Origin of the sequence: Rhodopirellula halodulae (assembly GCF_020966775.1) — a bacterium.
GTDB lineage: Bacteria > Planctomycetota > Planctomycetia > Pirellulales > Pirellulaceae > Rhodopirellula > Rhodopirellula halodulae.
Map to the genome: position 1 here is coordinate 85,580 of NZ_JAJKFV010000029.1, position 11,825 is coordinate 97,404.

Consider the following 11,825-nt stretch of genomic DNA (forward strand, 5'->3'; position numbering starts at 1 on the left):
TTGTCGGAAGACGAGCGTTTTTCAATCGAGTGAAGCCGCGTTTGGTCGCTGAAAACGTTGATTCGCGGGCGTTTTTCGCCAGCGGTCATGCAGCACAACGAAACTGGGGACAAGCACCGTGCGGACGTACAGCGTATCCAGAAGCACGCCCAATCCAAGGGCGAATCCAAGTTCGGTGATTCCGCGAAGCGTCGTGGGGCGACTGGCGATTTGTTCGTTCAGTGCGGTCGCGTCGTTGCTGCTGACGAACAGCCATCCCTGAGAAATCCACGGCCACCACGAAGACGCTGTCATGCTGATGAACGTGGCCGCCATCACCAAACCGCACGCGGTGATGATTCCGCCGGTGCGGGCCACGGCGCGACGCACCGCCGCCAGCGAACCCAAGCGACGTTTCTCTTCCAAAATCCGAGTGACCAAATAAACGTTGTAGTCCTGGCCCACGGCCACCAGGATCACAAACAGAAAGATCGGCAGCTTCCAATCCAATCCGGGAAACGTCGGGCCGTAGACCCAACGAAAAAACAAATAAGTCAAACCCAGAGTGGTGTAGTAGCTGAGCAACACCGTGGCGATGAGATAGCTCGACAGCACCACCCGGCGGATCACCAGGACCAGCACGACGAACACCGCTGCGATCACCGCGATCTTGATTCGAAAGGTGTCGTTGAGTGTGACTTCGCGAAGGTCGACAATCGACGGCGTTGTCCCCGCGTAGAAGGCTTCCATCGACAGGCCGGCTTCGGACAGTCCTGTGAGTTGTTGTTGAACGGTGGCTTCGACCTCTTCCAATTTTTGCCCGGCGGACACGCTGAACGGGTCCTCCTGAACAATCACGTCCAAACGGATCAGCCGGTCGGTGTACTCGGGCATCGACGAAACGAAATGCAATTGAGTCAGTCGGTGGTTTTGAAGGGCACGACGCCGCCACGCTTCACTGCTGAGCAAACTCATTTCACGATCAGGTGGGAAGTCTCCCAACGGATCGTTGCGATGTCGAACCGCTGTGACGCCTTCGGTTTGATAGAGCGCCGCGACGATGGTCTGCAGGGTTTCCTTTTGTGTGTCCTCGCTCAGCGGTTGGTCGGCGAGAAGAAGTACCGAGATGGGGGCCATTTGGCCGATGCCAAATTCCTTTGCCAACACTCCCATGCCTTGGCGAGTGCTGGCGGTCGAGGCCAGTTGTCCACTGATGTCGTAGGTGACGGTGCGTTCATTGCGAAAGCCAACCCAAGCGGCCGGCAGCAACAGAATCAACCCGATCATCAGCGTGGCGAACGGTCGGCGAGTCAACTGAATCGCCATCGCGTTCCAAAGCCAATCGCCCGGTGAGCTGTCCTTTTCGTTGACACTGCGATTCCCCAGCAACTGAATCCTGGGTTCACGGTTGACTTCTCCGGCCGACGTGGGCCAGAAGACTTTGGGGCCCAACAACAATAAACATGCTGGTGTCAAAGTCATGCACACGAGCAATGCGATCGACAAGCACACCGCGATGATCGGACCCGTGTGATGGAACTTGCCAAAGTCAGCAAACCAGAGCATGCCCAGCCCGACGATGGTGGTCATGGCACTGCCGATCAACGCACCGCTGACCTGAGTGAGTGCTTTCCGACAGGCGACCGGCCAAGGCGAATGAGCCGCCTCTTCACGTAGTCGAGCGATTAGAAACAAACAGTAATCCGTGCCCGCACCAAACAGGATGACAATCACGAAGATACGGCTGGTCGTGTAGACCTGCACGTCCAACCCCGGCATCCATCCGGCTTGGGAGATTTGTGTGAGAAACGTGACCGCGGCGGTGGAAACCATCACCGCGATGGCGATCGAGAATAAAGGCACCGCCACCAGCAGCGGAGCCCGGTAAACGATGGCCAACAACAGCAAAATCATCACGACCGTGAACCACTCGGTGTACTGAATTGCTGAACGAGCGGCGGCGAGTGTTTGGCCACCGATGGCGGCGGATCCAGTGACCAACAGTTGCGGTGGGCCAGTTTCCGCTTGCTCTTCTTCTGTCAGGTAAGCGAGGCTGTACTGCTGGGTTTGGTCGACGATCTCTTGAAGCTGCTCCAATAATTCTATGTTGCCGGTGGCGGCCAGTTCGCTGGAAAGCGTCAACACCGCCAAACGGGCTCGCGAAGTTTTGAGCTGCGAGCCCAAGGTTCGATCTTCCCAACTGTAGATGTCCAGCAGCGGTTCCCAGTTGTCGAGCGGACGCTTCGAGATCGGCAGAACGGACATCGGAAGGTCCGAGTCCAGGATCAACGCCGCTTCTAAATCCTCCGCCACGCGAACCGTTGTCTCGGACACGGCGGGCTTCGTCTTGGTGTCCTCCGCATCCGTGGATGGTGCGTCGCTTGCCGAAGTCGACTCGGAACGGGATGGTTCCGGTGCAGTGCTTGGTTGACCGATGGCTCGTGCACCAAGCAAATTCCCGCGATCCCAGTATGCAATGGCCAGACGAGGTTCGTAGGGCGTGGGCGTCGTTTCGGGAACGCGATCGCCCAAGGCCTCATAGAACTGCGAATCAATCTCGATCGCTTGGTCAAACGCTTGGGAGGCCACGGTCCACCATCGTTCGGCGGATTCGTCTTCGCCATTTTGCAAAACGATCGCGCGCTGCCAGGCGACTTCGCCAAGACGGTGGTACAAGCGTCGAAGTAGATCGAGACCAATGAGGCGGTCTGTCTTGGTCAGGTCTTCTTCCGCTCGCGAAAGAGTGACGACCATTTGGCTGCGCGCACGCGTGCCCAGAAAGGCTTCGTCCAGAAGGTGACCTCCCGCGACGCTGGTCTGCATGGCGGGCAAGTATTCAAAGTCGCCGTCCAGGGCGACCTCTTTCCAGGCGGGTGAAAACGTTTTGCAGAAAACCGCGAAAATCACCCAACCCAAAACGATCCAATGCGAGTGCGCGATGACTTTGCGAGAGAATCGTTGGGTGACGCTGGTTTTCATCTATCGCGGGGAGGACGGCGACGCGAGAAGTCATTGTTGTCGCGGCGTTGATCTTCCGAGGAACGATCTCGAGAAGGACGTGAGTCGGATTCCACCCCCAAAGCAGACAACGCTTGCTGAACAGCTTCGGCTGAGACGCCACCGCCAAGATTGATAATCTCGACGTCGCCTCCGGGTTTCGCGGCAACATCCAACTTGTCGACCATGGAGACGATCAAGTCAAGCAGCGATTCACCTTCCGCACTGACCAACAAGGTATTGCCGACTTCATCGACGCCCATTGAGAGCTTGCCATTGAAGGAAAAATCAGATCCGCCACCGTCTTTACCGCTCTCGCTGTCTTCTAAACCCGATCCGCTTTCGCGATTGCTGCCACCGGGAGCACCACCGCCACCACGCTGGCCGGATTGGCCTCCCCTCTGGAACGTTTTGTCGTTGCTGCTGAGCAAATCGCGATAGGCCTCTTTCACCGTTTCCGCAATCTTCGCGGCGCTACCGTATTGGATGTGAACCAATTTGGTGTAACGGACGCGTCGTGGATTGACCGGTTCGGGAACGTCCCACAGACGAATGAGTTCTTCGATGGTTTGCAATTGTTGGCCCGTCGCCCCACTGACGATCAATGTGCCGGTGTCGGAGTTCGGCAGGAACTTCAGTTTGCCAGCGGCTCCCAAACCTTTGGGCCCTTTGTCTTCCTCGTCGCGACCGCCAAAGATGTAGCGATAGAAACGATCGGACTCGTCTTCGTCATCGTCGTCCTCGTCTTCGAAGTAGTCCTCCAGGTCCAATGCGACCAGCGTGACCGACGCGTATCTCACTCGAAAGACATGGTAGGGACGTCGAGGTGGCGTGACCTGCAGCATCAAGTCTTCCAAGCGATCAAGTGCGTCCGTGTCATCGCTTACCAGAACCAGATTGCCCGCCGCGTCCAACCGAATTTCGATCTTTGGACTGGCTGGGGATTCTTTCGCAACAGTGTCGTTGGTGTCTTCGGCAGCGGTCGACGATTCAGCAGCGTTCGACGCGACCGAGCCGTTGTTTTCTGCCGAGTCACTGTTCGCGAATGCGTTGACCCAGGTGTGGTTTGCCGGATTGTCTCGCGATTGGGTCAGCTCGGTTTCAGGTGGTTTGATTGCCTCAGGAGCTTCCAATTCCAACTCCTCCGTATCACCGTCCTCCTCTTCTTCCGACGCATTTTCTTCGGCTTCCGCATCCAACTCTTTCCCGATCTTGTCGATTGGGTCTTGGAATTGATCCGCATCGGGAAGAATCAGGTCTGATCCTGACAGTTGTTGCCATCGACTGCGCAGACGTTCCAGGTATTCCAGCGTTTCGGGGGTGGCGGATGCCTCGATGACACGTGTCGTTCGCGAGCTTCCACCGGGCGGCGGCAACTCGCCAAGTTTGATCAACAATGAACGGACTTCTTCCATTTCGGTGTCGTTGGCCCAGAGCAAGACTTGTCGGTAGGCGACGTTTGCCGTCACGCGAAATTTGTCTTTGTCCTCGTCTTCATCGTCATTGTTGTTGCCCCAGCCGTAGTAGCTGTAACGTGATCGCGAATTGTTGTCTTCGTCTTCGGGGTCCTGTCCCATCAGAAACGCAATCGATTCGGCGACTTCCGCGGCACCAAGCCGCCGCAGTTGCAAGACTTCCAACCGTCGTTTGCCACCGTCAAGTCGTTCGATCAGCGATTTAATGATGAAGCGATCGGCCGCCGCACCGGACACGATGACGGCGGAGTTGTCTTTGTCGACCCGAACTCGCGTGGTGGGTTCGAGGACGTTCATCTCCTGAGCGATCTCGATCAATTTCTCCGGATCCAGCGACACCAAACGGAACACTTCGACTCGGGAGGTGGCATCGGTCAAACTGCGAAGTGATCCCCCGGGCACATCGATCCGCTTGATGAACTCAGCCGCCACGGCGACTCGGTCCAATGGGGCGCGGATGAGAACCGAATTTTGTCGCGTGTTGGCGACGATTGAGATCTCGGTATCGGTTTTGGGGGTGCCGCCTTTCTGCCCGTTTTGCTGCTGCATTTGTTGCATGCGTTGCATCATCTGCATTTGCTGGGGCGACATGGGCGCGGAGTCTTTCTTCTCCACACCCAAAAACTCCTCCAGCAATTGTTTGGCTTCTTCGGCCGGGATGTGCCGCAATCGGAATTCAGGTGCCAATGCGTCACGACTGGCTGCATCTCGTTCCTCCGACAACAACCGAGCGACTTGACGCAGGTTGACCGCAACATCCATGACTTCGATGCGGTTGGTGGTTGCCAGCGGAGTCAGCTTGCCCGCACTGCTGAGCATCGGTTTGAGTTCCTCGGCCAGCTTTTCCGCTGATAGCCATCCGGCATCCAACATCGTGCGAACGAAACGATGGTCTTCCAATTGAGAGAGCTCATCGGGAGCGATGCGGCGGACCATGCCGGGATTGACGGAGTCCGTTTTGACGATCGCGATGCCGCCCTCTAAGTCCAACATGGTGTATCCGCGAGCCAGCAGGTGGCGATTGATCAGGTCGGCGGTTTGCGAAACCGTCAAGCGTTCGGGGCTGATCAAGTTGACGGTGTCACCGGGCAGTTCTTGCCAATCAATTGGTTGTTCGGAGATGTCCGACAACCAGCGAACCAGATCCACCCATCCCTGATTGCGGAACTGAAAACCCACTTTGCCATCATCGCCAACGGTGGCTTTCAATTCGTTGGGGTCTGCCGGCTTGGCGTCCACGCTATCACGGCGAACGACCTTGGGTGGTGCGGACTCGGCGGGTTTCGCTGGATCGTCTTTCTTGTCCTCGTCTTTCTTCTCGCCGGGCGCTCCGTTTGGTGGAGGTGCACCCGGTGGGCGGGCTCCAGGAGGCGGTCCACCACGGCCGCTTGAAAAGGCTTGAGGCGGTTGCCCCATGGCACGATTGCAGTCGTGCATCCACGAGCAAACCGTGACCAGCAAAACGCCCAACCATGCTCCGCCGCGTTTAGCCACCGCACCGAAAAGGGGTCGGTTGCCAACATTCAAGACACCCAAAAAACGCGACGCTATCGTTGAGAAGTGTTTGGGCACAGAACAGTCGCTGTTGGAGAGAAGGGAAGGGGGCTTCGCGTCAGCCGGGCACTGACGGCGGATGAGACGCCCGAATGCGTATTATGAACAAACCCCTCTGCGAATACAACGAAAACAGACACCATGGGTACAATTCGCGACAGCGATGGGATCTGGCAACGTTGGGTTTCCGTCGGGGGGAACAAGAATTGCTGCGAAAGCTCACGGGGCGCCGGTCGATCCAGCCCCTCCGAGAGCGTTTTCCAACGTGATGCTTGTACAAGCGTTGGTCCCCTGGGATGAACATTTCCCAGCGGAGAGCACTACATTGTTAGTGTCACGGAATTCGTGATCGAAACGACGCGGTCGAATGAACAAGCTTGGTCTTCCAGCTCAAGACGGTCCTGACCTAGGCTTTTCGCTTCGGATTTCAAATGCCAATCGATGGGCGGAAACTGGCGACCGACCTGCGGTTCACTGACGCCCATTCATTTCCCTTACCTGAAAAATTTTAAAGTTGTCTTCCATGAAACGTTTCCGATTGCTGCCACAAACGTGGACCCGTCGAGCCCTGTTGGGTGCCGCTAGTGCCATGTTGTTGGCCGGCAGTTCCGCCGCTCAAGCCGAGCCAACCTTGACGGTGGGATCGAAAGCACCCTCGCTGGACATCGAACACTACATCCACGAGGAGTTGGGCAAGTTTGATCCGGTGACGGATTTCAAAGAAGGCAATGTTTACGTGGTCGAGTTTTGGGCGACTTGGTGTGGGCCCTGTATCCAAAGCATGCCACACTTGGTGGAGTTGCAGGAAAAGTATCGCGATCAAGGCGTCCAGATTGTCAGCATCTCGGACGAGGATCTGGAAACCGTCGAAGGCATCTTGGACCGTGACTATCCCGGCAAAGAAGGCGTGACGTTCAAGGAGCTGACCTCGGCGTACACGTTGACCGTCGATCCAGACGGTTCGTCCACCGACGATTACATGCGTGCCGCCCAACAAAACGGGATCCCCGCCGCGTTCTTGGTTGGCAAGACCGGACTGATCGAATGGATTGGTCACCCCATGCGATTGGATGATCCCTTGGAGCAGGTTTTGGAAGGAACGTGGGATCGCGAAGCGTACAAAGAAGAGATGGCTCGCCAGCAACGTCTGGAAGAAGCCATGCAGAAAATCAATCGCTTGGCTGGTCAAGGCAAGATGGACGACGCCATCAAAGCCATCGAAAAAGTGATGGAAGAATTTGAAGGTTTGGAAGACGAAGCCAGCGTTTCCATCCTGGAGCAGTTGGAACAAATCAAATACAGCTTGCGATTGGATTCCGGTGATTTGTCGGACGACGTCGTGAACTACTTCCGCGAGCAATTGAAAGCCTCCAAGGGAGATCCTCAAGCGATCGCACGGTTCAGCTACGGGTTGATGTCATCGATCCAACAAGGTTCGGATGTCGGAGCCTTGGCTGACGAAACCATCGCGGCACTGAAGGAAGAAACAGAAAGTGCCGAGGCGCAACTGCAGCCACTGATGTATGTCTTGCAGGCTCAAATGAACGCTTCGCTGGGACGTTTTGATGAAGCCATCTCGGCTCAAGAAAAGGCGGTGGAGAAATCTGAGGGCCGTCAGAAAGAGCGTATGGAAGAAGGTTTGGCGGACTTGAAAGAGTTGGCCGATCAAGAAAAGGGTGAAGAAGACGACACTGACGCACCGGAAGAAGGTGAGTGAGTCGTTCGGATTCGAATTCTCCCGGACAACCCTCTGTTCTGCGGTTGTCCGGGATCAGTAAACGCTTTGGTTCCACCCAGGCTCTGTCGGATGTTTCGATGGAGGTGGATGGTGGCCAAGCCGTCGCAGTGATCGGTGAGAACGGCGCGGGCAAGAGCACTTTGATGAAGGTGCTGGCCGGAATCGTTTCGCCGGATCAAGGCACAATGCACTTGGCGGGGAAAGAACTGACTTGGTCGGGCCCCCGCGACGCGATTCAAGCGGGAATCGCACTGATTCACCAAGAGTTGAATCTTCACGACAATCTCAGTGTCGCGGAAAACCTGTTTCTCGGTCGAGAACCCTCGCGGCTTGGTTTGCTGGATCGGGCTGAGTTGCACCGCCAAACTGAAATCTGGTTGCAACGCGTGGGGCTGTCGGTGTCGCCCGATGCTCCGGTGGGACCTTTGCCCATCGCATCCAAGCAGTTGATTGAAATCGCACGGGCACTCTCGACCAACGCTCGCGTCGTGATCATGGACGAGCCGACCAGTAGTCTCAGTGAAGAAGAATCACTTCGCTTGTTTGAATTGATCGAACGTCTGCGTGCCGATGGCGTTGCGATACTTTATATCTCCCATCGGTTGCACGAGATCGTTCGTTTGGCGGATCGGGTCGAGGTGCTGCGAGATGGCGAGCATGTTCAGACCCTAACAAAAGACGAGATCAATCACGACGCCATGGTGCGTGCCATGGTGGGCCGAGATTTGGCCAGGCGTTCCGTTGCCGACAGAAACGCCACGGAAGAACACCCTGAACCGCGTTTGGTTGTAACCGGTTTGCGAGTCGGATCCAGGGAGGCACCTCCCGTGGACGTTCAGGTGCGTGGCGGTGAAGTGGTGGCGTTGGTTGGATTGGTTGGTGCCGGTCGGACGGAGATTGTGGAAACGATCTTTGGCGTGCGTGACGGTTTCGGTGGAACCATTGAAGTGGACGGGCGGCCTTTGCGGGGTAATGTTCGCGAAGCGATTGACGCGGGAGTGGCGTTGGTTCCGGAGGACCGCAAACGGACAGGTTTGTTGATCGAATCCAGCGTGGGAGACAACGCGACGTTGGTTTCGATGGTTCGCGAAGGGATGTTTCGAAAACGAAAGCAGGAACGAGCCACGGCAGCGGATTTGATCCAGCGCTTGCGAGTGAAAACGGCTTCGCAAGAAATTGAGATCGCGTCGTTGTCAGGCGGAAACCAGCAAAAGGTGGCTTTCGCCAAGTGGTTGGCTGGCGATGTGAAGGTTTTGATGCTCGATGAACCAACACGGGGAGTCGATATTGGTGCAAAATCGGAAATCTATGAAGTGATCGACGAATTGGCTGGTCAGGGGATCGCCGTTCTCGTGGTCAGCAGCGAGATGGAAGAGGTCTTCGCGATTGCTGATCGAGTCGTCGTGATCGCGGATGGTCGCGTCGCGGGTGAAATCCCCCGATCCGAATTGACCGAAGAAGCCATCATGCAGATGGCGGTATTCAAAGCGGAATGAATTCGAAGTAGTAAGCAAGCATGCGTGGCAAGAATTTTGGCATCTTCGCGTTGTTGATCGCGATTGTTTTCATCGCGACTTGGCTGGAGGGCAATTTTGTCGCGGCTGCGAACCTGAAAACCTTGATTCGAGACACCAGTCTGTACGGATTGATCTCGATCGGTGTTGCGATGGTCATCATCACGGGCGGCATCGATTTGTCGATCGGATCCCTGATCGCACTGTGTGGCGTGATGATGGTTCAGGTCATCGACGTCCGCTACGAGCGCGAGGACGCCGTTGCAAAGGTGGTCGAAATTGAACGACCGGACGAGGGCGACACCCGTGTTCGACTGGATTCCAAACTGCCGCCGGTCCGAGCCGGTGACCGGTTCGCATTCGCGGGGGCCTTCAGCGAATCCAAGGCTTACCTAAGTGGCGAAGTGACCGAAGGCGACTTAGTTTGGCTGACCACCGGCAATCCGGTTCGATCGTTGCAAATCGGCGCCGAGATTTCGATGGAACGAATTCAATACTTGAATCCGTTGTTGGCGTGTGCCTTGGTTTTGTTGGCCGGTGGTTTGATTGGGGCATTGCACGGTGTGCTGGTGACCAAGGCTCACCTGCAACCGTTTGTGGTCACGTTGTGTGGGTTGTTGGTTTACCGAGGTCTAGCTCGCGTTTGGACTGGCGACGATCAAGTCGGCTTGGGCAGCGCGCTCGCTGATTTCAAGTCCACCGTGACCGGCAACGTGTTTGAGTTCCCATTGCCCTTTGTGGCCAAGTTATCGGGGGCTTCCGAATCATGGGCCGATTGGACTTGGATTCCGTTTCCCTTCACCGGCGTGTTGCTGATTCTGGTCGCATTTGTCGCCTACGTGTTTTTGCAACACAGCGTCGCGGGGCGGCATTTGTTGGCCGTGGGGGAAAACGAGGAAGCCGCTCGGTTCAGCGGGATTCGCACGGAACGGTTGACGGTGATGGCCTACGTTGTCAGCGGGTTGCTCGCGGCGCTCGGAGGCATTTTGTTTCTGCTGGAATGGAACTCCGTTCAGCCGGGTTCCAGTGGCAACTTCTACGAGCTGTATGCCATCGCGGCGGCGGTGCTGGGAGGTTGCTCGCTACGCGGTGGACGCGGCGCGGTGTTTGGCGTCATCGCGGGAGCCGCGGTGATGCGTTGCCTTTACAAAGCCATCGTGGTGCTCGGGATCGAGCAGCAATGGGAAATGGTGATCATCGGTGGAGCGTTGCTTGCCAGTGTGCTCTTCGATGAAGTCTGGCGACGTTATCAACTTTGGAAATCAGCCCGCTCCGCATCGCCGGCATAGTTGCCAGACATCTCGCGGCTGAGCATTCAGGGCTGGAACGTCAGCGTGACTTCCGTGCGGTACCGTTTGCCGTCGCGAAGGATGACCATTGAGATCGGACGTTCACCAGGTTGTGCCATGCCCGCCAACGCAACCAAGTGGTCATCGTCTTCGACGTCGATGGAATCGAACTGCAAAATGATGTCGCCGCGTTGCAGGTGAGCTTTTTCCGCTGGTGATCCCGGGCGGATGTCTTTGACTCGTGCTCCGCCGAGTTTGACTTCGTCTTGCAGTCCGCTGGTGGAGTCGAAGTCGGGAGTGATCTTCATCGACGCGTAAATGCCCGACGAAGGTGACAAGTCCGCTGCGGCAAAGTTCGGATCCAACGTCACGCCGAGGTAACCGCGACGCAAGCGGCCGTGCACGATCAACTCCTCCGCGACACGTGCGGCCATGTTGATCGGGATGGCAAATCCGATGCCTTCGCTGCCGCCACTGCTGCTGGCGATCGCCGTGTTGAGAGCGATCACTTCACCGCGAAGGTTCAGCAACGGTCCGCCGCTGTTGCCCGGATTGATGGCCGCGTCGGTTTGAAAGAAATCTTGCAGATCGATGCGTTCTTCGCCAAGCGAAAGGTCTCGACGTCCTTTGGCGCTGAGGATGCCAAAGGTGACCGAATGACTGAGCCCGAAGGGGCTGCCGATCGCAATCACGAAGTCCCCAATCTGCACCTGATTGCTGTCGGCCAGTCGAGCCGCCGGCGGCATCTTGGTCAGCGGGGTGGACCCACGTCGAATGGAATCACGTTCCGCCGATTGAACACCCGCGACCGAAGGTGCGAGCTTCATCACCGCCACGTCGGTGTTGGGGTCCATGCGAATCGTTTCAGGAACCCAACGTCGTCCGTCGCTAGTCCGCATCACAATTTGGTTTGCGGCGGCACCTTTGATGACGTGCCGGTTGGTCAGCACCCAAGATTCGCCCGCGACGTCCAACACCACACCACTGCCGGCTTCATCAAACGATTCCGCACTCGCTCCGGTGCCTTGCGTTTTGTGAGCCTCGATGTGGATCACGCTTGGTTTGACCAAGTGGCTCACTCGACGAACGAGGTTCCCCAAGCGGTCAAAGTGCTCGAACTCTTCGGCGAGTTCATCGAACAGACGTTCGCGAGCCACGTCGATTTGATCGGCGTTTGGCATCGCAGTCGAAACGCGAGCACCATCCAGCCGCGCATTCGCATTGCCGAGTTCGACCGCCGACGCCGCGGAAGAGAGACCACCGGGCGACATGGCCCGAG

6 protein-coding genes are annotated in these 11,825 nt (G+C 56.9%); 3 read left to right on the forward strand and 3 right to left on the reverse strand.

From position 1 onward, the window contains the following. Nucleotides 1-21 precede the first annotated feature (21 nt). The gene (locus LOC70_RS13425; protein ID WP_230254099.1) at nucleotides 22-2,958 is read right to left on the reverse strand and encodes an MMPL family transporter; all 2,937 of its coding nucleotides are present in this window, start codon (nucleotides 2,956-2,958) and stop codon (nucleotides 22-24) included. Continuing rightward, nucleotides 2,955-5,867 carry a secretin N-terminal domain-containing protein gene (locus LOC70_RS13430; RefSeq protein WP_230254100.1) on the reverse strand — a complete coding sequence of 971 codons (2,913 nt, stop codon included), beginning with the start codon at nucleotides 5,865-5,867 and terminating at the stop codon, nucleotides 2,955-2,957. The genes LOC70_RS13425 and LOC70_RS13430 overlap by 4 nt, the downstream gene beginning before the upstream one ends. A 661-nt stretch (nucleotides 5,868-6,528) precedes the next feature. Between LOC70_RS13430 and LOC70_RS13435 the strand changes: the two genes are divergently transcribed. Genes LOC70_RS13435 through LOC70_RS13445 form a run of 3 tightly spaced genes read left to right on the forward strand, consistent with a single transcriptional unit; the run spans nucleotide 6,529 to nucleotide 10,546 of the window. Further along, on the forward strand, nucleotides 6,529-7,722 hold the full coding sequence (locus tag LOC70_RS13435) for a TlpA disulfide reductase family protein (protein WP_230254101.1): 1,194 nt from the start codon (nucleotides 6,529-6,531) through the stop codon (nucleotides 7,720-7,722). Then, nucleotides 7,719-9,239 carry a sugar ABC transporter ATP-binding protein gene (locus LOC70_RS13440; RefSeq protein WP_230254102.1) on the forward strand — a complete coding sequence of 507 codons (1,521 nt, stop codon included), beginning with the start codon at nucleotides 7,719-7,721 and terminating at the stop codon, nucleotides 9,237-9,239. The genes LOC70_RS13435 and LOC70_RS13440 overlap by 4 nt, the downstream gene beginning before the upstream one ends. Before the next feature lie 20 nt (nucleotides 9,240-9,259). Further along, nucleotides 9,260-10,546 carry an ABC transporter permease gene (locus LOC70_RS13445; RefSeq protein ID WP_230254103.1) on the forward strand — a complete coding sequence of 429 codons (1,287 nt, stop codon included), beginning with the start codon at nucleotides 9,260-9,262 and terminating at the stop codon, nucleotides 10,544-10,546. A gap of 26 nt (nucleotides 10,547-10,572) precedes the next feature. Here LOC70_RS13445 and LOC70_RS13450 read toward each other — a convergent pair whose 3' ends face one another. Beyond that, the gene (locus LOC70_RS13450; RefSeq protein WP_390889068.1) at nucleotides 10,573-11,727 is read right to left on the reverse strand and encodes a S1C family serine protease; all 1,155 of its coding nucleotides are present in this window, start codon (nucleotides 11,725-11,727) and stop codon (nucleotides 10,573-10,575) included. Nucleotides 11,728-11,825 lie beyond the last annotated feature (98 nt).

Coding starts and splice junctions, on each gene's coding strand:
- LOC70_RS13425 (WP_230254099.1), bottom strand. CDS start 2,958: ATGAAAACCAGCGTCACCCAACGATTCTCTCGCAAAGTCATCGCGCAC.
- LOC70_RS13430 (WP_230254100.1), bottom strand. CDS start 5,867: ATGGGGCAACCGCCTCAAGCCTTTTCAAGCGGCCGTGGTGGACCGCCT.
- LOC70_RS13435 (WP_230254101.1), top strand. CDS start 6,529: ATGAAACGTTTCCGATTGCTGCCACAAACGTGGACCCGTCGAGCCCTG.
- LOC70_RS13445 (WP_230254103.1), top strand. CDS start 9,260: ATGCGTGGCAAGAATTTTGGCATCTTCGCGTTGTTGATCGCGATTGTT.
- LOC70_RS13450 (WP_390889068.1), bottom strand. CDS start 11,727: ATGCCAAACGCCGATCAAATCGACGTGGCTCGCGAACGTCTGTTCGAT.